Consider the following 25,345-nt stretch of genomic DNA (forward strand, 5'->3'; position numbering starts at 1 on the left):
ACAGCGGCCCCAATCAAACCGTTGATGGGGCTGGCAGGTTATCTTTGCATCCTTTGCGCGGCGGGCCCGAACGCCCAGCTCGCGTACTGCATTTTCTGCTGACTCCAAACGCGTTGGCAGCCCCGGCTGGGGCGCCGCTGCGTTGTCGTTTATACCCATGCTCGACTACGATTTTCACGAATATCCCAACGGCATTCGCCTCCTGCACAAGCAGGTTCCGCACACGAAAGTGGCCCATTGCGGCTTTCTGCTCGACATCGGCTCGCGCGATGAGCGCCCCGAGCAGTACGGGCTGGCGCACTTCTGGGAGCACATGGCCTTCAAGGGCACCGAGAAGCGCCGCTCCATCCACATCCTGAACCGGCTGGAGTCGGTGGGCGGCGAGCTGAACGCTTACACCACCAAGGAGAAAATCTGTTTTTACGCCTCGCTGCTCAGCACGCACTTCGAGCGCGCCTTCGAGCTGTTGACCGACCTGACCTTCCACTCCGTGTTTCCGGCCAAGGAAATCGAGAAGGAGCGCGGCGTAATTCTGGAGGAGATGTCCATGTACGTGGACGCCCCCGAGGACGCCATCATCGACGATTTCGATGGCGTCGTGTTCGGGGAGCACGCCTTGGGCCACAACATCCTGGGCACGCGGGAAAGCGTGTCGGGCTTCCAGCAGGCCGATTTCTTCCGCTTTCTGCAGGAAAACCTGCGCACCGATCAGCTGGTGTTCAGCTCGGTGAGCAACCTGTCCTTCGCCCAGGTGAAGCGCCTCGCCGACAAGTACTTGGCCCCGCTGCCCGCCCAGCTCGGGGCGCGGGCGCGGCAGCCGTTCGGGGCGTACACCCCCAAGCAGCACACCGAAACGCGCCCCATCACCCAGGCCCACAGCCTGATCGGCTGCCCAGCCTACGCCCTGACGGATGCGCGCCGCTTGCCCTTCTTCATGCTCACCAACATCCTGGGGGGCCCGGGCATGAACTCGCGCCTGAACTTGGCCGTGCGCGAGAAGTACGGCTTCGTGTACAGCATCGACGCCAACTACGCGCCCTACACCGACACGGGGCTGTTCGGCATTTACTTCGCCACCGAGAAGCGCCGCCTGGAGCGCACCACCCAGCTGGTGCTCAAGGAGCTACGCCTGCTGCGCGACAAGCCGCTGACCACCACGCAGCTCCACATTGCCAAGGAGCAGCTGATGGGCCAGCTGGCCATGGCCGAGGAAAGCAACGGGGGCATGATGCAGCTGCTGGGCAAGAGCACCCTGGATCTGGGCCGCGTGGAGTCGCTGAACGAAATCTTCGAGCAGATTCGGGCCGTGACGGCGCCGCAGCTGCAGGAGCTGGCCCACGAAGTATTTGGCGAAGACCACCTGAGCACGCTGCAGTACGTGCCGGAATCGGAGATAGGCGCCAGCCAAGGCCGCTAACCGCCCGTGGCCACGCCCGTTTTCGGCCACGTGGGCTCGTACCGCCCCGGCGACACGTTTCGCTCGCGGCTGGAGCTGCGCCTGAGCGGCATGCACCGCCCGGTGCGCGCCGGCATCGGCGGCTCGCAGCACACCGGGGCGGAGAGCATCGTCCTGTCGCAGGTGTACGAGGATGACGTGTTCACCGAGGACGAAATCATCTACACCGGGCAGGGCGGCCGCGACGCCAAATCCGGGCACCAGGTGTCGGACCAGCCGCTCAACGACCGAAACCTGGCTCTGATCAAAAGCCACGAAACGGGACAGCCGGTGCGCGTGCTGCGCAAGGTGCCCGACGAGGTGAGCCAGGAGCTGGTGTTTCGCTACGAGGGCCTGTACCGGGTAGTCGGCTACGATTTCGGCCCGGGCAAATCGGGCGTGGGCGTGTGGCGGTTTCGCCTGCGGCCGCTGCTGCCCTGAAATACCCGGGCGCCAACTTCCGGCAGCAGGCCAGGCGGCTGTTCGCTGCCTTAGGCCAGCATCTGCAGTGGCGGCACTAGCCGTTTTCCCTTGGCTTGCCCGGCCTCGCGGTCCTTTGCACCAGGCAGCACAGCACAGGAGGGCCGGTCTGCTGCCAAAACGAATCTTTAGCCAGCTCTTGCCCCGGCGGGCCCGCACCTGCCAAGCCCGACGTGGGCCTGTGGCAGCTGGCGGCCGTATTCCGTACCATTCCATTTGCCTCGCACCCATGTACCCCGCCGACGAGCTTCAGCAATACGCCGACGACCACACCTCGCCCGAACCCGAGCTGCTCGGCCGCCTCGTGCGCGAAACCCACCTGCAGACGCTCATGCCCCGCATGCTTTCGGGCCACTACCAGGGCCGCCTGCTGAGTTTGCTCAGCCACATGGTGCGCCCGCGGCGGGTGCTCGAGCTGGGCACGTTTACCGGCTACTCGGCCCTGTGCCTGGCCGAGGGCCTAGCCGACGACGGGGAGCTGCACACCGTGGAGCAAAACCCTGAGCTGCGCGGCCGGGTGGAGCGCTACGTGCAACAGGCCGGCCTGCAGGGCCGCGTGCACCTGCACATCGGCGACGCGGAGCAGATCATTCCGGCGCTGGCCGAAACCTGGGATTTGGTGTTCATCGACGCCGACAAGATCCGCAACCGCGTGTACTACGAACTGGTGCTGCCGCAGGTGCGCTCCGGCGGCTTCCTGCTCATCGACAACGTGCTGTGGAGCGGCAAGGCCCTGCCCTCTTACCCGCTCAAGCCCGCCGACAAGGACGCCCACGCCGTGCGGGACTTCAACGACTTCGTGCAGCAGGACGCGCGGGTGGAAAACGTCTTTCTGCCCTTGCGCGACGGATTATTTGTGGTGCGCAAATGCAGCTGAATCAATTCTTTACCCGCCACCGGCCCCGCCCCACGGCCCTGCGTATACCACGGGCGGTTAAACAACCCGGCTTGCGGCCGGTCTAAGGCCCTTGTTGGGCTTCGCTTAGTCGATATGAAACACACCCTCGGGTTACTATTTCCTCTTGTTGTCGTGGCGGCGCCGGCTGTGGCGCAAACCTTTCCCGTGACCGGCCGGGTGCTCGACGCCAAGGATCAGGCGCCGCTGATCGGGGCCAACGTGCTGCTGACCCGCCTGAGCGCCGACTCGGTTCGCACCGGGGCGGCCGTGGAGCCCGACGGTTCCTTTACCATTCCCGGCGCCGAATCGGGCCGCTACCGGCTGACGGTGTCGTTTCTGGGCTACCAGACCATCAAGCGGGCCGTGACGGTGAGCGGGGCGCCGCTGAACCTGGGCACCCTCAGCCTGCAGGCCGGCGGCGTGACGCTGAAGGGCGTGGAGGTGACCGGGCGCGCCGCCGCTGCCGTGCAGAAAGGCGACACGGCGCAATACGACTCGCGGGCCTTCAAAACCAACCCCGACGCCAACGCCCAGGACCTCATCACCAAGATGCCGGGCGTGACCGTGGACCCGGGCACCGGCAAGGTGCAGGCGCAGGGCGAGCAGGTGCAGCGCATCCTCGTCGACGGCAAGGAGTTTTTCGGCAACGACCCGGACGCGGTGCTCAAGAACCTGCCGGCCGAGGCCATCGACAAGATTCAGGTGTACGACCGGGCCTCCGACCAGGCGCAGTTTACCGGCTTCGACGACGGTAACCAGCAGAAAACCATCAACATCGTCACCAAGCCACAATTTCGCAACGGGCAGTTCGGGCGCGTGCTGGCGGGCGCCGGCCGCGGCGACGACGGCCAGAACCGCTACCGGGCCAGCGGCAACCTGAACTCGTTCAAGGGCAAGCAGCGCATGTCCATCATCGCGCAGTCGAACAACGTGAACGAGCAGAACTTCGGCACCGAAGACCTGCTCGGCGTGGTGGGCACCTCGGCCCGCGGCGGGGGCAACAACCGCAACGGCGGCGGGCGGCCGGGCGGCCAGGGAGGCAATCAGGGCGGCGGGGGCGGCAACAACGTCGGCGACTTTCTGGTGGGCCAGAGCGGCGGCATTTCCCGAACCAACGCCGTCGGCCTGAACTTCTCCGACACCTGGGGCAAGAAAACCGAGGTACAGGCCAGCTACTTCTTCAACCGCAGCACCAACACCCTTAGCAGCCTCACCAACCGCACCTACACGGCCCAGGACTCGCTCGGGCGCTTTCTGCGCTACAACGAAAACTCGCTGACGGGGAGCACCAACACCAACAATCGCTTCAACCTGCGCCTGGAGCACAAGTTCGACTCCCTGAACTCGCTGCTGTGGCAGCCGCGCCTCTCGGTGCAGAACAATGCCAGCAACAACGACCTGAACGGGGCCACTTACCGGGCGCAGAACAACAGCGAGGTCAACGGGGAGGTACGCAGCACCAACCTGAGCCGCTACCAGGCGGAGAACATGGGCATCAACTTCGGCCAGCAGCTGCTGTACCGGCACCGCTTCCAGAAGCGCGGCCGCACCTTTTCGCTGGGCCTGAACATGAGCTACAACAACCGCGACGCCGAGAACTACCTGAATTCGGTGAACGAGGACTACACCCGGGGTCCACTGCCGCGCACCAGCCGCACCGACCAGTTTTCGGACCTCGACCAGGTGGGCTGGGCCTGGACGGGCAACGTGAACTACACCGAGCCGCTGAGCCTGAAAAGCCAGCTGCAGGCCACCTACGCCGTGTCGTACACGCCGAACGACTCGGACAAGCGCACCAGCAACATCGACCCCGTGACCGGGGAGTACACGGTGTTCAACGCGCCGCTGAGCAACGTCTTTCAAAGCCGCTACCTGACCAACACCGGCGGGCTGAGCTACCGGTACAACGACCGGGACTTGCAGTGGTCGGTGGGTGCGTCGGTGCAGAACGCGCAGCTGCGCAACGAGCAGGAATTTCCGCAGGTGGCCAGCACCCGCCGCAACTTCCTCAACATCCTGCCCGAGGCCCAGCTGCGCTACAACTTCTCGCGCCAGCAGAACCTGCGCGTGAACTACCGCATGCGCACCAACGCGCCGAGCATCAACCAGCTGCAGGAGGTGGTCAACAACGCCAACCCGCTGCAAATCACGACCGGCAACCCCGACCTGCGCCAGGAAAACACCCACAACCTGTTTGTGCGCTACTCCGCGGCCAACGTGGAGAAGTCCACCTCGTTCTTTGCGCTGATCGGCGGCTCGTACACCGATAACTACATCAGCAACAGCACCCGCGTGCTCACGCGCCCCGACACGCTGAACGGGGTGCCCATCGTGGCCAACGCCCAGATTACGCGCCCGGTGAACCTGAACCAGCAGTACACGCTGCGCTCCTTCGCCAACTACACCGTGCCGCTGACCTTCGTCAAGTCGAACCTGAACCTGAACGCCGGCGCCACCTTCGCCCAGACGCCGGGCCTGGTGGCCATTACCGGCGTGGAAGGCCAGCAGCTCAACTACAGCCGCACGCCGAGCTTCAGCCTGGGCGCGGTGCTCAGCAGCAACATCAGCCCGAACCTGGACTTCACGCTCTCCTCGAACTCCAACCAGACCTACGTGCGCAACAGCGCGCTGCCGGCCTCGAACCGCCAGTACTTCCGCCAAAACACCAGCCTGCGCTTCAGCTGGATCGTGACCAAGGGCGTCACCCTGCAGTCGGACGTGAACCACGTGGCCTACACCGGTCTGACGGCGGGATTCAACCAGAATTTCGTGCTCTGGAATGCCTCGCTGGGCAAGAAGCTGTTTGCTAAGCAGCAAGGCGAAATCAAGCTCTACGCCTTCGACCTGCTCAAGCAGAACAACAGCATCCAGCCCAACAACACGGCGGCCTACACCGAGGACGTGCGCACCAACATCCTCACCCGTTACTTCATGCTGATGTTTACCTACAACATCCGCAACTTCGGCGGGGGCGGCAGCGCCCCCGACCTGGAGCAGCCCAACAACCGCGGCAACTTCCCCGGCGGCCGGCCGGGCGGTTTCCCGGGCGGCCCGCCTCCCGGCGGCTTTCCGGGGGGTGGCCCCGGCGGCCCTTACTAGCTGATTTGCCCGCAGCGGGCCGGTCCACCCAAGGGCCGGCCCGCTTCCGTTAACGCCCGGCCGCGTTGTGGCGGCCGTTCGCCGCGCCCGAGTTGCACCTGCCGGCCCGGGACGTCAGACGGCGCCGCGGCTTATTTCCCTTGGCATTCAGCTGAGAAAAGCCCCCAACGCCGCGAATTTTTCGCCTACTTTGTAGGCTGAGTGGGTCGGCAAAGGTGCATTGCCGGGCCGGCCCCGCCTGCTTTGCCTGCTTTATGAAACGACTGTTGCTCGTCCTGCTCGGGGCCCTGCCGCTGCTGGCAGACGCCCAGCGCAAGCCCGCCGCGGCCCCTGCCGCCCCTGCTTCTGCCGCCGCCCTGCCGTATTTGGCCGTGCCCGCGCAGCTTCCCTTCGCCGGCCTGCGGCTGCGCTTCAGCGACGGGGGCCGCGCCGCCGTGCAGCAGAAAGTGGACGCGCTGCGGCGCCACCCCGCCTCCTTTTACACCCGCGTAGCCGCCGCCGACGCGGCCTTTCCCCTGATCGAGCGCGTGTTTCAGCAGGAGGGCGTACCGCTCGACTTCCGCTTCCTCTGCATCCAGGAAAGCGGCCTGCAGGGCGACGCGCAGAGCATTCACGACGCGGTGGGCTACTGGCAGTTCAAGCGCGAGGCGGCCTCCGACTTCGGCATCGAAGTGAGCGACAACGTGGACGAGCGGAAGCACCTGGTGGCCGCCACCCACGCCGCCGCCAAGTACCTGCTGCGCAGCCAGCGCATGTACCAGAACTGGCTGCACACCCTGCTGAGCTACAACCTGGGGCCGGGCGGCGTGAAGCCCTACACCCTGCCGACCGACGCGAATGCCACCGAGATGCAAATCACGGAGCAGACGCACCCCTACGTGCTGACCTTCCTGGCCCACAAGCTGGCCTACGAATCGGCCATCGGCACGAACCCGCGGCCGGCCATGATCCTGCGCGAGTACCCGGCCATGCCCGGCCAGTCGCTGCCGGCGCTGGCCCAAGCCTTGCAAACCAACCCGGCCGAGCTGAGCCGCCACAACCGCTGGCTGCTGGCGGCGGCAGTGCCGGCCACGGGCAAAACCTACACCGCCCTGGTGCCCGTAACCGATTCGCTCCAGGTGCTGGCCATGGCCGTGCAGCAGCGCCAGGTGGCCACGAAGCTCGTCACGGCTCCCGAAACGGACGCCAAAAACGCGGCGTTCGTGACGGTGAACGGCCTGCGGGCCGTGGTAGCGCTACCCGGCGAAACCAAGGAGGACCTGGCGCGCCGGGCCGGCGTGAAGCTGCGCAAGTTTATGCAGTTCAACGACCTGATGCCCTTCGACAACGTGGTGGCGGGCCAGCCCTACTTCACGCAAAAGAAGCGCGACAAGGCCGCCGTGGAATACCACGTGGCCCAGCCCAGCGAAAGCCTCGTGACGGTGTCGCAGAAATACGGCGTGCGCGCCAAAGCCATCCGCAGCAAAAACCGCATGGTGGCCAGCGAAGCGCTGCAGCCCGGCCGCGTGCTGTGGCTGCAGCACACCCGCCCGCGGGCGGTGGCGGTGGAATTTGTGCAGGACAAGACCGGTTCCGTGGCCGCCGGTCTGGAGCGCCCGAGCGGCGCGGCTGCTGAGCCAACGCCGACGCCCGCCCCGGCTGCTCCCAAGCGCAAAGCCGCCGAGGCCGACGTGTACACCGGGCGAACCGCCGCCGCCCAGCGCACCATCGACGACGCGCCGGAAGCCGACGAGGACAGTTCCCGCGTGGGGGGCCTGCTCGGCAAGCTGCGCCGCCGGCCCGCCGCTGGCGAAGCCACCGACTCGAGTGCCACGGACGCCACGGTCGACAACATCAACGAAGCCACGGCCGACGCCACGCCGCCGGCCGCTCCGGTGCCGGCACCCCAGCCAAGCCGCGGCGTTTATAACAGTGAAGCCGAGCCCAAAAAACTACCCGCGTCTTCGCCCGTAGCCGACGAGCCGGCGTACGCCGCCGAAAACGAGGACGAGCCGGTAAAGCCAGCTTCTGTCCCGAAAAAGCTGGCCCCAGTTCCGGCCGGCCCGGCAACGGCAACCGTAACCACTAAGCCTGCTCCGGCCGCTCCGTCGACCACTGCTAAACCTGTGCCCCCCCCCGCAACGGCTACCGCCCCGCCGGCGGCCAGCCCGGCCCCGGCCACCGCGCGCCCGGTGCCGCCAGCTGCCCCAGCGCCCTCCGTTGCCGTGGAGCCAGTACCGGCCAGCGGCCAGCATACCGTCCAGAAAGGCGAAACCTTGTACGCCGTGGCCCGCCGCTATGGCCTACGCCCCGCCGATCTGATCCAATGGAACAACCTGCCGCCGAGCCCGGCCCTGCGTCTTGGGCAGGTGCTGCGCGTGGCGGCGCCCGCACCGGGTACCGTTTCGGCGGCTCCGACGTCAGCTTCGCCCGCCGCACCCGCTTCCAAGCCTGCGACTGCCACGCCCGCCAAGCCCACCGTGGCTCCCACCGCGGGCACTATTAAGCACACAGTGGTGGCCGGTGAGACGCTGTACAGCATTTCGCGCAAGTACGGCGTGACGCCGAAGCAGGTGCAGGACTGGAACAGCAAGCCTGACATGAGCGTGCGGTTGGGCGAAGTACTGACGGTGCAGCCCGCCAAATAGGCGTTGCCACCGCTCACCCGTAGAAGGGCGGCCCGCTGGGCCGCCCTTTTTTGTTTGCTCTACTCCAAGCTCAACGGCCGGCGCGGCTTCGTCGTACCTGCAAGAAGGCTGCTATTACTGCCCGCCGTACTACCGAGCTTGTTTATGATTCTTACCACCGGCCAACCGTTCTGGCTTACCGAGCAAGGCCTAGTCCGCTACCCCACCCTCACCGAAGACCAGGACTGCGACGTGGTCATTATCGGCGGGGGCATCACCGGGGCTTTTCTGGGCTACTACCTCACCCAGGCGGGCCTGCGCGCAGTCGTGCTTGATGCGCGCTACCCGGGCTCGGGCAGCACGTCGGCCAGCACGGCCATGTGCCAGTACGAGCTGGACGTGGACCTTATCGACCTGCGCCCCAAAATCGGTATCAGCCGGGCCAATGCAGCATACCTGGCCAACGTGTACGCCGTCCACGCGCTCGGCCGCCTGTGCCGCGAGCAGCTACCCACCGACTGTGGCTTTACTTACTGCCCGAGCTTCTATCTGGCCAGCCGCCGCCGCGACGTGGAGCACCTGGCCGACGAAGGCGAGGCCCGCCGCGGCATCGGCCTCGACGTGGAGTTTCTGGCCCGGGAGGATCTGTTGCGCCGCTATCAGCTGCAGGCCCCCGCCGCCTTGCGTTCCGGCGACACGGCCCAGGTGAACCCCTACCAGCTTACCCACACCCTGCTGCAGCAGGCCGCCGCGCAGGGGCTGCGGGTATTCGAGCGCAGCCCGGCCCAGCGCTGTGCCCTGGCCCCCGACGGCGAGTCCGTGACGGTATACGCGGGCGAGCGGCAGCTACGGGCCCGGCACGTGGTGGTGTGCACCGGCTACGAAGCCGACAACCTGGTACCCCGCGACCTAGTGAACCTGCACTCCACTTACGTGGTGGTAAGCCAGCCGGGCGAAGCGGCCGCGCTGCCCACCGGCAATGCCCAAATCTGGGAAACGGCCCGCCCCTACCTCTACACCCGCACCACGCCCGACGGCCGCATCATGGTCGGCGGCCGCGACGAAGTGGTTCGGCAAGCTGCGTTTCAGAATACCATGCTGGAGCACAAAACGGCCAAGCTGGAAGAGCAGTTTCAGGAACTGTTCGCATCCGCCACACCTTTCACCCGCGACTTTGTATGGGCCGGTGTGTACGGCGAAACCGCCGACGGCCTGCCCTACATCGGTGCCCACCAGGACTTCCCCCGCACGCAGTTTGCGCTGGGCTACGGCGGCAACGGCACCACCTACAGCCTGCTGGCCGCCGAAATCATCCGCGACGCGCTGACGGGCCGTACGCACCGCTACGCCGCCACCTTCGGATTTGACCGGGTAGGTGGCTGACGCGTACAATTCGCTATTCAGCACGCCAGGCCGCCCGTTGGGGCGGCCCGGCGTGTTCTTAAGAATGTTGAATTGGATCAGGCGGCAGCCAGCCGCTGCTGCAGGCGCGGAATCTTGCGGGTGCGTGTCTTGAGCAGCTCAATGATTTCGGCATCGGACTGGTAGCGGCCGCCCAGGTTGACGAAGTGCTTGGCCATCAAATCGTAGCGCTTGGTCATCAGCCAGGCGAACGTGTGCAGGAAGTGAATGCCGTCGAACACGATGGCGTCGTTGGCGGCGTACTCGTGCACGTTCTTGGTGAACTGCAGCGGGTGCTCGGTCCAGTGCAGGGCGGGCCGTAGGTGGTGGCTGGCGTGGTAGCCGTCGTTCCAGCACTTGTGGTTGTACTTGGTGTTGATGCAAGTGATGCTGTTGCGGTACTCGTTGGTGGGGTCCTCGGCATCGACGAAGGCGTGCTGCGTCCAGTTGCCGAGCATCATGATGACGCGCGAAATCAGAAACGGCAGCACGAACACCACCAGCGTTGCCTGCCAGTTGACGAACCAGAGGCCGATGCACAGGAGAAAATACAGCGCCTCGCCGCGCACGGAGCGCAGCAGCAGCCGGCTTTTGCCCGTGCGAATAAAATAGCGGGCCAGCTGGAAGATGCCCACGAAAAGGAACGTGCCGAGGTAGTGCAAAAAGCCGCGCACCGAGTCGCGCTGGTAGTGCATGGTCGAGCTGGTATCCGCCGGCATGTTGTTTTCGGCGTGGTGCATGCCCATGTGGTGGCTGAAGTACGTTTCCGGCGTTTGCCCGAACAGGGGCGCCAGCACCCACGGCAGGTAGTGGTTCATCCAGCCGTACTGCTTTTTGAAGAGGATGCGGTGACTGGTGCAGTGCAGCATCAGCCCGAACGGCCCTTTGAACCTGATGTTGTTCAGAAACAGTGACGCCACGGCCGCCGGCCACCATGCCCAGCCTGGCAGGCCCGGCACGTACAGCAGCACGGCCAGCGGCAGCAACGTAAGCGAGATGCGCAGCGTCAGGCGCGCGAAAGGCAGGTCGCGCTTGTCGTGGATGTACTTAAGCATCCACTGATCGAAGGCCGACAGCTGCTCGGACGGCTGGTATACAGGGTCGGTAAGGGCACGGAGTGTTTTCATGGGCTGTATCCGGACTCCTCTGCGAGCCGGCATCAGTAAATCAGAGCTGATCAATAATGCATCGGATTCGCAGCCGGAACCAGGACCAGCGAAGCAAAAGCGGATGAGAGAAAGCACCCCGCGCAACGGCCGGGACCGGGCCACCGCAAGCGGCAGCTTGCCTACAAGGTAAGGCTTTTAAGCTGGGCGTTACGGCCGCAGCCCTTGTACGCAGCTCGCCGGCCAGCAGGTGTTGCCGGCTGCCGCGCGCCATGTCGGGCGCAAAAGCCCTTGCTTCGTTCTTGCTGAACGGTCGCCACGGGGAGAATCGTTTAACAACCGCTCGATTTGTTGAACTTCGGCCGTGCGCCTCCGGCTTGTATAGCATCCGCCCTCCCCTTCCGCTCCGAATGAAACCAGTGCTTCTGCTCGGCCTTCTCCTAGGTGCTACGGCCCCCCTGACCGCCCAAACCCGCCCCGCCGCCAGCGCGGCCGTGGCCACTACCGCCGAGGCCCGCGTGGGCCAATACTACGCCGACCTCAACCAGCGGCTGCGCGATATTTACTTCGCCCCAAGCGACGGACGCGCCATTACGCTGCTCAGCACGGCTACGGAGGAGTTTGAAGCCCGGCGCCGGGCCTTGCGGCAGGAGTTGGCGCAGCTCCGCCCCACGCTGCCGCCCGCCCGGTGGCAGGCCCTCACGGCCGGTCATCCGAGCCCCGAGTGGACCAACGAGCAGCAAGTCATCCTGAACAGTCCGGCCGCAGCCAAGCTGGCCGAGCGCTGCCGCCGCGACCCGGCCCTGGAAACGGCTCTGCAGCGTTTCACGGCGGCGCGGCTGGAGCAGTTGCTACCGGCAGCCGCGCAGTAGCCGAAATACCCCCAAGGGTGCACGAAGTACGCGGTCGACGTTGTTCACCCGATACGCAAAAACAACCGCCGCCGCAACGTTTCCTTTCGCCGGCGACGGCGGTAACTTTACCTTCTGTTCGGCGCCCTAACGCCGCCGAACACGCTTGCCCATGCCCACGTTCTCGCACCTGCACTGCCACACCCAATACTCCCTGCTCGACGGGCAGGCCAGCATTTCGGCGCTGATGAAGAAAGCCCAGGCCGACGGCATGCCCGCCGTGGCCCTCACCGACCACGGCAACATGTTCGGGGCGTTCAACTTCGTGGCCGAAGCCAACAAGTACAACGTGAAGCCCATCGTGGGCTGCGAGTTTTACCTGGTGGAGGACCGGCACAAGAAAGCGTTTAGCCGCGAAAAGGGCGAGCGGGACGTGCGCCACCACCAGCTGCTGCTGGCCAAGGACCAAGCCGGCTACCACAACCTGGCCAAGCTCTGCTCCATGAGCTTTATCGAGGGCGTGTACAGCAAGTACCCGCGCATCGACAAGGAGCTGCTGCTGCAGTACCACGAGGGCCTGATTGCCACTTCCTGCTGCATCGGCGCCGAAATTCCGCAGGCGCTGCTGTGGAAAACCGAAGCCGAGGCCGAGGAAAAGCTCAAGTGGTGGCTCGACGTATTCGGCGAGGATTACTACATCGAAATCCAGCGCCACGGCATCGAGAACATCGACAACACCGGCAAAAGCCAGGAAGACCTCAACCAGACGCTGCTGCGCTGGGCCAAGAAGTACAACGTCAAGGTCATTGCCACCAACGACTCGCACTACGTCGACCAAAAGGACTTCGCGCCGCACGATTTGCTGCTGTGCGTGAACACCGGCGAGGAATACAGCATCCCGGTCGGCGACTTCCAGACCAAGTACTTCCGTCTGATTTCGGGCCAGAACGAGGTGCTCTACGACCACCTCGACCAGCTGCGGCCGCTCGCGGCCAAGGACGACGCGGTGCGCCGGCAGCTCATGCGCATCGACGAGGAAATGCAGATGCCCAAGCCTCGCTCCCGCTTCGGCTTTCCCAACGACCAGTTCTACTTTAAGTCGCAGGCCGAAATGGGCGTGCTCTTCGCCGACGTGCCCGAGAGCCTGGACAACACGAACGAAATCGTCGACAAAATCACGCCGCCCAAGTTGGCGCGGGACATCCTGTTGCCCAACTTCCCGCTGCCGGCTGGCTTTGCCAACGCCGACGAGTTCCTGCGCGAGCTGACCTTCGTCGGGGCTTTTGGGCCGAGTGCGGGCAAGGGCATCGTGACGATGACCAAGCCGCCCCGCTACTCGGAGCGCATGCCCGAAATTGAGGAACGGCTGGAATACGAGCTGCGCATCATCCAGACGATGGGTTTCGCGGGCTACTTCCTCATCGTGCAGGACTTCATTAACAAGGGCCGCGACATGGGCGTGGCCGTGGGCCCGGGCCGCGGCTCGGCCGCCGGCTCGGCGGTGGCCTACTGCGTGGGCATCACCAACATCGACCCGATCAAGTACTCCTTGCTGTTCGAGCGTTTCCTGAACCCGGAGCGCGTGTCGATGCCCGATATCGACATCGACTTCGACGACGTGAACCGCCAGCGCGTCATCGACTACGTGGTGGACAAGTACGGCAAGACCCAGGTGGCCCAGATCATTACCTTCGGTACGATGGCGGCCAAATCCTCCATCAAGGACGTGGCCCGGGCCATGGAGCTGCCCCTGCCGCAAACCAACGAGCTGGCCAAGATGGTGCCCGAAAAGCCCGGCACCACGCTGGCCGGCGCCTTCGCCGAAAACCCGGAGCTGGACTACATCGTGCGCGACGATTCGCCCGATAACCTGCGCGGCCACATCCTGCGCCTGGCCCACAAGCTGGAGGGCTCGGTGCGCAACACCGGCATCCACGCCGCCGGCGTCATCATCGCCCCGGACGACATCACCAAGTACATTCCGGTGTCGACGTCCAAGGACTCGGACCTGCTCGTAACCCAGTTCGACGGCAAGGTCATCGAGTCGGCGGGCATGCTGAAGATGGACTTTCTGGGGCTGAAGACGCTCACCATCATCGTGGACGCCCTCACGCTCATCAAGAAAAACCACGGCGTCGACATCAACATCGACGACATTCCGCTCGACGACCCGAAGACCTACGAGCTGTACCAGCGCGGTGACACCATCGGCACGTTCCAGTTCGAATCCGAGGGCATGCGCATGTACCTCAAGGACCTCAAGCCCACCAACATCGAGGACCTGATTGCCATGAACGCCCTGTACCGCCCGGGCCCGATGCAGTTCATTCCGAACTTCATCAACCGCAAGCACGGGCGCGAGGAAGTGGAATACCCGCACGAGCTGCTGGAGCCCATCCTGAACTACTCCCAGGGCATAATGGTGTACCAGGAGCAGATCATGCAGGCCGCCCAGATCCTGGCCGGCTACTCCCTGGGCGGCGCCGACTTGCTGCGCCGCGCCATGGGTAAGAAAGACATGAAGAAGATGGCGCAGGAGCGGGAGAAATTCTGCAAAGGCGCCGCGGAGCTGCACGGCATCAAGGAAAAGAAGGCCAACGAAGTCTTCGACGTGATGGAGAAGTTTGCGGCCTACGGCTTCAACCGCTCCCACTCCGCCGCCTACTCGGTGGTGGCCTACCAAACGGGCTACCTGAAGGCCAACTACCCGGCCGAGTACATGGCCGCCGTGCTCACCAACAACATGTCGGACATCAAGAAGGTGACCTTCTTCATTGAGGAAGCCCGCCGGCAGGGCGTGGCCGTGCTCGGGCCCGACGTGAACGAATCGGTGCTGAAGTTCAACGTGAACGAGAAAGGCCAGATCCGCTTCGGCATGGCCGCCGTGAAGGGCGCCGGCGAAGCGGCCATCGAGAGCATCGTGGCCGAGCGGGACAAAAAAGGCCCGTACGCCGACATCTTCGACTTCGCCAAGCGTGTGAACCTGCGGGCGGTGAACAAGAAAACCTTCGAAAGCCTGGCCTTGTCCGGGGCCTTCGACTCGTTTGAGCGCTACCACCGCCGGCAGTTCGTGGAAGCCCCCTCGGGTGACCAGAACCTCATCGACAAGGCCGTGCGCATGGGCCAGCAGTACCAGGCCGACCAGGACTCGGCCCAGCAGAGCCTGTTCGGCGGCGGGGCCTTCGGGGCGGTGGCCATGCCCCTGCCCAAGGTGGCCGACATGGAGCCCTGGCCCGCCACCGAGCAGCTGCGCCGCGAAAAGGAAGTGGTGGGCTTCTACCTCTCGGGCCACCCCCTGGACGACTTCAAGCTGGAAATCGACTCGTACTGCACCTGCGGGCTGGACAAGATCGAGACCTACAAAAACCGCGACATCAACGTGGCCGGGCTGATTTCGAACGTGATGTTCAAGACCACCAAGACCGGGCAGCCCTTCGTGTCCTTCAACATCGAAGACTACGAATCCAGCATCAACCTGGCCTTGTTCCGCGACGACTACAGCAAGTTCTCGGCCTTGATCAACCCGCGCAACTACGACAAGGAGCAGGTGCCGCCCATGTTTATCCGCGGCAAGTACGCCCAGCGTTTCCGCGACTCCGACCAGTTCGAGTTCAAGATCATGACCATGGAGCCCTTGTTCAACGTGGCCGAGAAGCTGGCCAACGGCGTGCGGGTTCAGCTGGACCTGCGCACCATCACCGAGCCGTTTATGGACCGCTTCATGGAAGCGGTGGAGGAATGCGCCGGCTCCAAGAAGCTGGAAATCAAGTTTGCCGAGCCTCACGAGCACCTCACCGTGGACACCTACTCCCGCAAGTACCGCATCGAACCCAAGTCGTTTATCTTTAAGATGCGCGAAATGGAAATCGACGCCTGCCAGCTGATTTAAAGTAGATCCAGGCTGTCATTCTGGCGCGGGCATCTCACTTACGTCCACAAAGATCCGGACCATACAAAGTCGCCACCATTGTTATTCATGGAACTTTGGTGGCGGCTGCTTTTACGGGAAGCCTATTCCTCAGGCTGCCGTTTTGGCTGGCTATTGGTTGCGGTACGCGGCTTGCAAATCCCGCGCTGCGCAGCGTACAGTACCGGCTTCAGTCCACCGTAGCCAGTTGTTGCATAGCCCACACCGAATACTTGAACTTTACGGTGCGGTGCATGTTTGACATCCAATCTGCTACCTTGCACGCCCAATCCGTGTAAGCAGATTACTCAACATCGACATCCACATTCACAAACCGCATACTGCAATGGGACATAAAGCCATTGAAATCACCGACGCCAACTTCGACGAAATCATCAACTCGGATAAGCCCGTGTTGGTGGACTTTTGGGCCGAGTGGTGCGGTCCGTGCCGCATGGTCGGCCCGGTGGTCGAAGAGTTGGCCGGCGAGTACGAAGGCAAAGCCGTGATTGGCAAAGTTGACGTAGACGCCAACCCGCAAACTTCGATGAAGTTCGGCATCCGCAGCATCCCCACGCTGCTGGTATTCAAGAACGGCCAGGTGGTTGACAAGCAGGTTGGCGCCGTGCCCAAGCACGTGCTGGCTCAGAAGCTGGACGCGCAGGTAACGGCCTAGCGTGTTCGAGCGGCTCGTCGCCGTTCACACACATAAGAAGCGGGTCCGTCGTCAAGTTATTTGACGGCGGACCCGCTTATCGTGTTTAGGTAAAGCCTACCAGTTGGCGCGGGCCTCCACCGGCGGCGTCGGCGGGGGCTTGGGCCCGCCGAACAGCTGAAACTGCGGCGCGAAGTAAATAGGAACGGTGTAGGTAAAGCTGGTCGGCACGTTGTACTCGCGGCCGGGACGGAAGCGTGGCAGGCTGGCTACCACGCGCCGGGCTTCCAAATCGATGTCGGGCGAAAGGCCGCGCAGAACGCGCACCTGCCCTACTTTGCCATCCTCGCCTACCGTGTAGCTCACGTATACTTTGCCGGTAATGCCCTTGCGCCGGGCTTCCTTGGGATAGTTGGTGTGCCGCGCCAAATACTCTAGCAAAGCGGCCTCGCCCCCGGGAAACTCGGGCGCCAGCCGGCGGCGGGGCATGCCCTCGTAGCGGCTGCCGTCCTCGTTGTAGAGCGTGAGGGCGGTGGGCTGCCCGGGCCGGCTGGCTTCGACGGCCGCTGGCTGCCCCGAACTATAGTAGTAGCGCCACTCGCCAGTGGGGCGGTCGGCGAGGTAGGTGCCGGTAGAACGTCTTTGTCCGTTGCGGTGTACGCTCAGCCAGCGGCCGGTACGCTCGCCGCGGTGAAACTCTCCGCGCTCCTGAACCTTGCCGTCTTCGTACCACGACACGTACAGGCCTTCGGGCTGATCGTCCTGGAAGTGCACCTGGCTGGCTTTGGCCCCGTTCGGGTGAAATCCCACAAACGTGCCGCTGCGCAGCGGCGGGTCGATGCTGGCCAGGAAGCCCCGCAGCAGCAGCGTGCCATTCATCGCAAACTCGCGCATGGGGTAAAGGCCAGCTTCGAGGTGTTGCTCCACCACGCGGTAATGGGTGGCGCTGTCGGGCACGGTGGTTTGGTTCTGCTCGTTTAGATAAACGGCCGGCAGGCTTTGGGCCACCGCTGCCGGTGCGCCACCAAGTAATAATACTGCCAACCAAGCCTTCATGAGCTACGGAATGAAAAGACCCGTTCCGAAATATACGGCAGCCGAAGAAAAAGGAAAGTCAATCACCCCGGTTTTTTACAAAAATTAACGCCGGCCGTGGCGCCACCCACGGCCGGCGTCGGGCGCCTCACTCTTTTTGGAAGCGCACCTGCACGCGGCTCAGCTTCGTCTCCACCTGCACGAAGTAGAGCCCGCGGTGCAATTGATCCACGGGTAACCGGACTACATCCGGGGCCTCCGCGGCAGAATACTGTTGGGTTCGGCATATTCGCCCAAGGGCATCAACAACGCGAATGGTCACGTCGTTTTGTGCGTTGTCCTTCAAGGCTATATTCAGGTAATTGGTAGCTGGCACCGGCCAGATGGTAAGCGGCTCGCTTGCGTCAGCACCGGCAGCCACGGTAACGATGATGGAGTAATGAAATTTGCCGTCGGTATCAAGCTGCCGGAGCCGGTAGTAGCGTAGGCGCTGACCGCTGCGGAAGGCGTTGGCATCGAGGTGGGCGTAGTTGGTGGCTACGGCTGTAGTGCCCCTCCCATTGTAATAATCCAATACCTGATAATCAATTCCGTTGTTGGAAGCCTGCACCTCAAACCCGGCGCAGTCTTGCTCCTGCGCCGTGCGCCAAGTGAGTTGAACGTCTTTGCCCATCTGCTTCGCGCGGAAATAAAGCATCGTAACCGGCAGCGGGTTCAGGGACGAGGTCGTTCCGAACGTCACATTGACGGCGGTACCGTTGGTAAGGGCCAACACCAGCCCGGCATCCAGGTAACGGGCCACAGTATTGGGCAGCCCAGCCTGGCCGTAGTTATTCCATTCGCCACCGAGTTGGGCCGCGATGCGCAGATCCTGCCGGGCCTGGGGCGTCTCCTGCACGTCGCTGTAGGGAACCGTGTAGTAGAGGCGCACGGCGGCGCTGGCCGTGCCGGCCGTGCGTGTCAGCTCCCAGTACTCGCGCCGGCTGACCGTGAACAGGCCTGATCCGGCAGCCAAAGCCGTAGCATTGGGGGCTGGCGCGTTGTAAGCAAGCAGGCGGAACGTGGCGTTGCTGGCCGTTCCCGGGCGCACCCCTGCTACCTTCAACCGCCCTCCATCACCTATCGGAAAAGTGTACACCAGTCCGGCATTGTTAGTTTGACGGGCCAGCGGTCCGTCCACGTAACTGTTGTCGCTGGCTTCGGTCCAGGTTGCGCTGGGTGTCAGCGTCAGCAGGTTGGTGCTGGTGAGCAGTCGTCCCATGCGCAGCCGCAGGGTACCGGCCAGGGAAGTAGCCCGGCTCAGCGCGACGAGGTTGCCTGCGTTATCGATGACCAGTTCGGCGCCTGCGGCCAAGGAAGCAGGCAGGCCGGTACCGGTTTGCTGCGTGGTAGTTCCGTTATACACGTACGTAGCCGCGGTACTGTAGCTACGTGTTCCGGTCACCTGCACGTTGCCGGTGTAGGCCGATGCCACGGGGGTTTTGGCAGCAATGCCTTGGCTGTGACTGGTGCGCAGCGTAGCCCCCGCATTTAGCACAAAGTCCCCTTCGCCGTCCAAAATTTGAGTACCCAGATCCAGGGTGGCGCCGGGCAGCACCTGAAAGTCCACGGCCCCGCTGATGCTGGTGCCGCCAGCCCGGCTAAGGTGCTGCACCTGGGTACCGGCAAAATTCACTGTAGCCACGCCGCCGGTCACCTCGCGGCGCAGGTCGCTGCCAGTGTTCATCAACAGGTCACCGCTCAGATTGACGGTGCCACTGGCGCTGCCGCCGCTCAGCAGCAGGGTACCACCGTCCAATTGCAAGTGCCCGTCGACCGCTAATATTCCTGCACCCGAGGAGGACGAATTACTCAGTTCAAACCGTCCGCTCCCCAGCACAAAATTGCCGCTGACGGAAACGGTTCGGGTGAGCGACGAGCCGAAACGGGCTACGCATACTTGCCCGCCCTGCTGCTCGTAGGAACCCAATTGCGTTGTGACCGGCCCGGCACTTGTGTTTGGCGTAAGCTGTAGCCGGCCCAGGCCCGTGTTGCGCACCAGCAGCTTGCCAGCGACTTTCATATTACCGCTACCGTTCAGGTAGAACACGTTGCTGCCCATACCCGATGTGCCGTAATCGGGTGTGTCCCAGATAACGTTGCCAAAGGTTTGTCCATCGTTGCTAAACGCAGACGCATCTATCACCCCTTTGATTTCTAACGTCGAAGCCGGGTCCCAGGTGCCCAAGGGTAATTGCCCACCATTGGCGGCGTGCGTATACACTGCTCCGGCGGCCACTTGCATCTCGGCGCCGCCGGAAAACGTCACGCTGGCGGTATTGCTTTCGTTGCGGTACTGGCCGAGCATGATCAGATCGGGGCCGCTAAGCGAGGCATCGTGCATGACCATGGGCTGGCCGCTGGGCCGCTGCACTAGCAAGCCCCCATTTTCCACTAAGCATTTTGCCAGCCTTACCTGCGCGCTGATCTGCAACTGCCCGCCAGCTGCCAGGGTTAATCCGGTAATGGTAGGGCCATTGGCCGCAGCGGTGAGCAGTCCTCCGTTGCTGACGGTAATGGGCCCAACCACTGTTCCGGTACTTACTCCCGGCAGTAGGTCCATCTTCGCGTCGCTATCAATAGCAATGGTTCCCAGGTTGCCGTCGCTAAGCAAACTCACGCTGCCTTTATCGCCAATGCTGGTGCTACCCACCGACACAATGTCGCTCTTTACTACCACCTGAGCTCCTACACCCTTTACTTCCAAGCTATTGCACACCAAACGTCCATTGACGTTCAGCACACCTGCCGTTCCTTGGGCGTTGTCTGTTTCTACGATTATTCGATTAATAGTAGAAGTGATGCCAGTAGCATTGATCGTTTTGGTGTGCGTTATAGTGAAGGTTTTGGTATAGTCCAGCGGCGCGGAATTGGTTACCCATGCGCTGCCATCCCACCGCTCCCAACTAGGCCGGTTGACAAAGTTTACCAACCCGCCCGCTACTGAGCGGTAATCGCCTATGGTTTGCGCTTGGCTCAGGGTAGCCAACAGCAACAACGAAAATGTTCCAAACCAATAACGGGAAGGCAACCAGCGGTTGCGCACAAAAATGGAGGTGGGATTCATGACCTTGGTGGAGTTGGTGGAATAATGCAGGGCGAGCAGGTCGGATGATGCCCTAAAGCGTGTAATGGGGTGTAGAGCATCCCAAAACACAAGTTTACGTAATTATAGTACCATTTATCATTATATAAAATTAACAAAGTTGAATGTCATCTATTTATTTTTACATGTCATACTATCTTGTAAAAGGACAATAAAAAACGCCTTGCCGGGTTAAGGCAAGGCGTCATCGAAGAATTACTGACGGCTTGTATAACTGGTACTTACATCAGCTGTATCGGCCGATTCAGGGTTTCTTCCAGCGAGATGAGCGTTTCTGTGCGCTCGATGCCTTCGATGAGTTGGATCCGGTCGTGTAGTACGTCACGCAGGTGCTGAGTGTCGCGGCATACCAAGCGGGCAAATACGCCGTACGCGCCAGTAGTAAAATGAATGCTCACCACCTCCGGAATGTCGCGCAGCTGTTCGGCTACGCTACCGTACACAGAGCTTTTCAGCAGGTAGATGCCCAAGAAAGCATTGACGCCATACCCCAATTTGGCATAGTCAATTTTCAGTGTTGCCCCTTTTACAATGCCCAGTTCTTCGAGCCTGGCCATCCTGACGTGGACCGTCCCGCCCGAGACGTGTACCCGGCGGGCAATTTCGGTGTAAGGCATCTTGGCGTCTTCGAGCAATAAAGCCAAGATTTTCCGATCGGTGTCGTCAAGTTCGTAATTGCGAGACATTTTTGAGGTCGTTGCTTAAGAAAGTGGCAAAAAAAGTGGCGTTTTTGAAAAAAAATGCAATAATTCCAGATAATCACTGAAAATATTTTACCATTTGATTTAAGCTATTACATTTGTCTCAAAGCAACGCAGTCGGCGTTGCGGATCTTGTAGAAAGACGGCTGTAAGCTTCGGCAGCAGCTCAAGGCTTATGGGAAGGTTCAACTCCTTTATCTACAACTTGGGTGGATCTTGTGAGGAGGGAAAAACCGGGACGTATCTGGGTGGGTGCGTCCTTCATTAGAGGCGGCATCTGGGTGGGTGCCGCCTTTTTTGTGTCCTTTTGCCAGCAAGTTGGCAATTTTAAGGACGCGTGCAACGAAAGCTTTGAACTGTTTTGAGCGGCTAGCATTTCATCAATGACAAGCTGTTTCGTCTTTTGTTGCAAGCTCCGTTGAGCGTCCAAGCGTTTTGTTGCCAATTCGGCAGTAACGTGCTCCGAATGACCGCAATAAAATAAGTCAAGTGAAGGCCACTTTGAGCCACAGACTTGCCTTATGGTTTATAGATTAGAACCTCGCTTTGCCCATTGGCTTTGATGTAGCCCCGGTACATGCCCTCGCTGTTAAAGGGCATCGTGATGTTGCCTTGGCGGTCCAGCCCGATCAAACCGCCGTCGCCGCCTAGACGGGCTACTTTGTCGAGCGTTGCTTGGGCCGCCTGGACCAATGGTACCTTTCCGTATTCCATTCGTGCCGCGATGTCATGCGCAACGGCGCTGCGGATGAAGAATTCACCCCAGCCGGTGCACGAAACCGCACAGGATTGATTGTCGGCGTACGTGCCGGCCCCGATGATCGGCGCATCCCCCACCCGCCCGTATCGTTTGTTGGTCATGCCGCCGGTGCTGGTGGCCGCGGCCAAGTTGCCATACTGATCGAGCGCTACGGCGCCCACAGTACCGTACTTGCGGCCTTCCGTAAAGATGAGCGGCTCAGCGTAGCCTTGGGGCTTACCAGCTTTGCGTTTCACTTTCACTTTGCTGGGGGCCGGAGCCGCCGGCACCGCTTTGGTAGGCGTGTTCAACTGGTCTGGCACCGCGCCTTTTTCAGTAACCAGTGCCTTTTGCAGCTGCTGGTAGCGCGCTTCGGTCCGGAAGTAACTCGGGTCGACTATTTCCAGCCCCTTTTCCCGGGCAAACTGCTCAGCGCCGGGGCCAACCATCATTACGTGCTCAGATTTTTCCATCACGGCCCGCGCCGCACTGATGGGGTTGCGCACGGTGGTGACTCCCGCCACCGAGCCTGCTTTAAGGCTTTGGCCATCCATTACGGCTGCGTCCAGTTCATTACGGCCTTCGTGCGTGAACACAGCTCCCTTGCCCGCATTGAACAGGGGCGAGTCTTCCATCACGCGCACCGAAGCCTCTACCGCGTCCAGTGAAGTGCCGCCGCGTTTGAGCACGGCGTAGCCCGCTTGCAGAGCTTGGTTCAGCGCTTCGGTGTAGGCTTTCTCCTTCTCAGGCGTCATGTTCTGACGCGTAATGGTGCCGGCCCCGCCATGAATAACCAAGGTAATGCGGGAGGGGTCGGGAGCGGCGGCGGTCTGGGCCTGGGCTGCTGGCACCGTGGTACCCAGGAGCACCGGCAGCAGTAGAAACAAGAGTTTTTGCATCGCGGGCAAGGAATGAGGCGAGGGGAAAACAGAACGCCCCGCTCCGGAAGCAATGCCGGGGAGCGGGGCGGGAAAAGTAAGCAAAGCCTGGTTATCGGGCGGCCACGGGTGCTTGTTGGCGCTTGTACTGGGCTAGGCCGGCATCCAGGAAAGCAATGAATTTCTCTACGTCCGACTCAAACGCCACCGCCGGAGCCAAGGAGCGCGGTTGTTGCACGGTGCTGGCCGGATCGAGGATGACATAGTACGGCTGGGCATTCATGTTGAACGTGCGGATCTGGAAGTCCAGGTTTTGCTCGCCCAAAGTGCGCTTCACGCGCTGGTCGCGTGGCGAAGTGTACCACTTGTCCTGCGGCAGCTCGGTTTTGTCGTCGGCGTAGAGGGCTACCACCACAAAGTCCTCGCGCAGGCGCTTGAGTACCCGTGGGTCGCTCCAGACGGTAGCTTCCATCACACGGCAGTTGCCGCAGTTGTGACCGGTAAAGTCCACGAAAACGGGCTTCTGCTGCTGCCGGGCGCAGGCCAGGGCCTCTTCCAGGGTGAAGTAGCCCGACAGGTTCAGCGGCAGTTCCAGCCGACCTTCGAAAGCGGGCGTGGAGCAAAGTGTGCTACCGTCCTGCGCCGTAGCCACTGCCGGCGTGCCGCTGCTGCCCACCCAGGCGTAATCCTGCCGCGTGGCCGGCGGGGCCAATGCGGAAAGGGCGTTGAGCGGAGCCCCGAACAAGCCGGGCACCATGTAGAGCATAAAGGAAAAAGCCACGGCCGCCAGCAGCAGGCGCGGCACGCTCACGTGAACGGTCTCCCCGTCGTGCGACAGACGGAACTTACCAAGCAGGTACATACCCAGCAGGCCGGCCAGCACGATCCAGATAACGAGGAACACCGGCCGCGGCAGCAGGCCCCAGTGGTACGACAGGTCAGCCGAGCTCAGGAATTTGAAAGCCATGCCCAACTCCACGAAGCCCAGCACCACCTTCAGCGTGTTCAGCCAACCGCCGGAGCGGGGCATGGATTTCAGCCAAGTGGGGAACAGTGCAAAGAGCACGAAGGGCAGCGCGAAAGCCGACGAAAAGGCCAGCATACCCAATGTGGGCCGAAGCAGTTCACCATTGGCCGCCGCAATGGCCACCGAGCCCACGATGGGCACCGTGCACGAAAACGACACGAGCACCAGCGTAGCGGCCATGAAGAACATGCCCGACCAGCCGCCCTGGTCGGCGCGGGCGTCTACCTTATTAATCAGGCTGCTGGGGGCATTGATTTCGAACAGGCCCAGGAAGGACATGCCGAACACGATGAAAATAACGAACGACAGCAGGTTGGGCAGCCAGTGCGAGCTGATGAGGTTGGCCGCATCGGCCCCGAACAGCAAGCTCAGCACCACGCCGGCGCCGGTGTAGATGCCAATAATGGAGAGGCCGTACACGAGGGCTTTGCTGATGGCCTCGGCCCGGCTGCGGCTGTTGTTGGTGAAGTACGACACCGTCATCGGCAGCATGGGGTACACGCAGGGCATGAGCACGGCCACCAAGCCCGCGCCGAACGCGAGCAACAGGTACTTCCACAGGCTCATGGCCGTGCCGGCGGGCTGAGCGGTGGTCACTGCAGCCGTGGCCGGGCCGGTTGCCTCAGGGGCTTGGACAGGCGCCGCGGCTACGGCCGCAGCGGTATCCACGGCGGCCGTGGCGGCTGAAGCCGCTGCCGGCGCGGCAGTATCGGCCGAGGCTACGGCAGGCAAAGCGGCAGGAACCTTGGCCCCGGCCGGAGCCGTGGCGGGCTGGCTTGCGGCCGGCGGCACTGCGGCCGCCGCTGCGGGGGTTGCGGCGGCTGTACCGGTAACTGTCAGCGGGCCGAAGCTCAGGGCCGCGTCGCCGGGAATGCAGCGCCCGTCGACGTCGGTACAGCTCTGAAACTCCGCAGTAGCCTTGATGGTGAGGGCACCGGGCTGCAACAGGCGGACGCGCTGGCGGATCTGCCCGGTGGTTTCGAAGTACGTCACGTCTCCTTTAAAGACGGTGTCGAACTTCTTCTTGGCGCCGACGGATTTTGGCGGACCCACCAACTCGTAGGCCGGGCTTTTGGTCCAGGTGAACGTAAATACCGTCGGCCCCAGGTCGGGGTCGAAGTCGGTGGCGTACAGGTGCCAGGTCGGCTCGATGCGGGCGTTGACGATCAGCTCCACTTCGTCGCCCACTTTGCCGGTGGCGGGGTTTACGCTGGCAGTCAGCTTGGTAGGCTCCAGCAGCTGGGCCGCGGCCGGGCTGCTGGCGGCCAGCGGCAGCACCAGGCTAAGCCACAGAATTAGTCGCAAAAACATAGGGGATTCGGAATTTCCGCAGAAGAAACAAAGTTACGCTAACCGTTGCATCCCGCGCTTGGGCACGTCGC

The 25,345-nt window shown here is 62.6% G+C and carries 15 protein-coding genes; 9 read left to right on the forward strand and 6 right to left on the reverse strand.

All coding sequences use genetic code 11. The annotated features are described in order from the left end of the window. The first annotated feature begins 157 nt into the window (after positions 1–157). The 6 genes from ACYVKQ_RS15040 (at position 158) to ACYVKQ_RS15065 (ending at position 9,901) form a co-directional block, all read left to right on the forward strand. Positions 158–1,417 (forward strand): M16 family metallopeptidase, encoded by a 1,260-nt coding sequence (locus ACYVKQ_RS15040; RefSeq protein WP_460676178.1) that lies wholly within the window; start codon positions 158–160, stop codon positions 1,415–1,417. A gap of 6 nt (positions 1,418–1,423) precedes the next feature. After that, positions 1,424–1,876, forward strand: a complete 453-nt coding sequence (locus tag ACYVKQ_RS15045) for a YDG/SRA domain-containing protein (protein ID WP_460676179.1) — start codon at positions 1,424–1,426, stop codon at positions 1,874–1,876. Between the two features lie 268 nt (positions 1,877–2,144). Beyond that, a complete protein-coding gene (locus tag ACYVKQ_RS15050; protein WP_460676180.1) occupies positions 2,145–2,792 on the forward strand; it encodes an O-methyltransferase in 648 nt (215 codons plus the stop codon). 114 nt (positions 2,793–2,906) lie between these two features. Continuing rightward, positions 2,907–5,912 carry an outer membrane beta-barrel protein gene (locus tag ACYVKQ_RS15055; RefSeq protein ID WP_460676181.1) on the forward strand — a complete coding sequence of 1,002 codons (3,006 nt, stop codon included), beginning with the start codon at positions 2,907–2,909 and terminating at the stop codon, positions 5,910–5,912. 254 nt (positions 5,913–6,166) lie between these two features. Further along, entirely contained in the window at positions 6,167–8,539 is a 2,373-nt protein-coding gene (locus tag ACYVKQ_RS15060) for a LysM peptidoglycan-binding domain-containing protein (protein WP_460676182.1), read from the forward strand. A gap of 144 nt (positions 8,540–8,683) precedes the next feature. Continuing rightward, positions 8,684–9,901 carry an NAD(P)/FAD-dependent oxidoreductase gene (locus tag ACYVKQ_RS15065; RefSeq protein ID WP_460676183.1) on the forward strand — a complete coding sequence of 406 codons (1,218 nt, stop codon included), beginning with the start codon at positions 8,684–8,686 and terminating at the stop codon, positions 9,899–9,901. A gap of 77 nt (positions 9,902–9,978) precedes the next feature. On the opposite strand, the gene ACYVKQ_RS15070 is transcribed toward ACYVKQ_RS15065, so the two are convergent. Then, positions 9,979–11,046 (reverse strand): fatty acid desaturase family protein, encoded by a 1,068-nt coding sequence (locus ACYVKQ_RS15070; protein ID WP_460676184.1) that lies wholly within the window; start codon positions 11,044–11,046, stop codon positions 9,979–9,981. Between the two features lie 389 nt (positions 11,047–11,435). On the opposite strand from ACYVKQ_RS15070, the gene ACYVKQ_RS15075 reads away from it, so the two are divergent. The 3 genes from ACYVKQ_RS15075 (at position 11,436) to trxA (ending at position 16,459) form a co-directional block, all read left to right on the forward strand. Then, a complete protein-coding gene (locus ACYVKQ_RS15075; protein ID WP_460676185.1) occupies positions 11,436–11,897 on the forward strand; it encodes a hypothetical protein in 462 nt (153 codons plus the stop codon). A gap of 151 nt (positions 11,898–12,048) precedes the next feature. Continuing rightward, on the forward strand, positions 12,049–15,765 hold the full coding sequence (dnaE, locus tag ACYVKQ_RS15080) for a DNA polymerase III subunit alpha (RefSeq protein ID WP_460676186.1): 3,717 nt from the start codon (positions 12,049–12,051) through the stop codon (positions 15,763–15,765). Positions 15,766–16,129: 364 nt separating this feature from the next. Beyond that, positions 16,130–16,459, forward strand: a complete 330-nt coding sequence (trxA, locus tag ACYVKQ_RS15085; RefSeq protein ID WP_111478462.1) for a thioredoxin — start codon at positions 16,130–16,132, stop codon at positions 16,457–16,459. Between the two features lie 96 nt (positions 16,460–16,555). On the opposite strand, the gene ACYVKQ_RS15090 is transcribed toward trxA, so the two are convergent. The 5 genes from ACYVKQ_RS15090 to ACYVKQ_RS15110 form a co-directional block, all read right to left on the reverse strand. Continuing rightward, a complete protein-coding gene (locus ACYVKQ_RS15090; protein WP_460676187.1) occupies positions 16,556–17,494 on the reverse strand; it encodes a TonB family protein in 939 nt (312 codons plus the stop codon). 127 nt (positions 17,495–17,621) lie between these two features. Beyond that, complete coding sequence (locus ACYVKQ_RS15095; RefSeq protein ID WP_460676188.1) at positions 17,622–20,579, reverse strand: T9SS type A sorting domain-containing protein; 2,958 nt, start codon at positions 20,577–20,579, stop codon at positions 17,622–17,624. Positions 20,580–20,839: 260 nt separating this feature from the next. Continuing rightward, on the reverse strand, positions 20,840–21,304 hold the full coding sequence (locus ACYVKQ_RS15100; RefSeq protein WP_460676189.1) for an Lrp/AsnC ligand binding domain-containing protein: 465 nt from the start codon (positions 21,302–21,304) through the stop codon (positions 20,840–20,842). Positions 21,305–21,838: 534 nt separating this feature from the next. Continuing rightward, positions 21,839–22,957, reverse strand: a complete 1,119-nt coding sequence (locus ACYVKQ_RS15105) for an isoaspartyl peptidase/L-asparaginase family protein (protein WP_460676190.1) — start codon at positions 22,955–22,957, stop codon at positions 21,839–21,841. Between the two features lie 91 nt (positions 22,958–23,048). Next, positions 23,049–25,268 carry a protein-disulfide reductase DsbD family protein gene (locus tag ACYVKQ_RS15110; RefSeq protein ID WP_460676191.1) on the reverse strand — a complete coding sequence of 740 codons (2,220 nt, stop codon included), beginning with the start codon at positions 25,266–25,268 and terminating at the stop codon, positions 23,049–23,051. Positions 25,269–25,345 lie beyond the last annotated feature (77 nt).

Source organism: Hymenobacter coalescens (genome assembly GCF_054783195.1).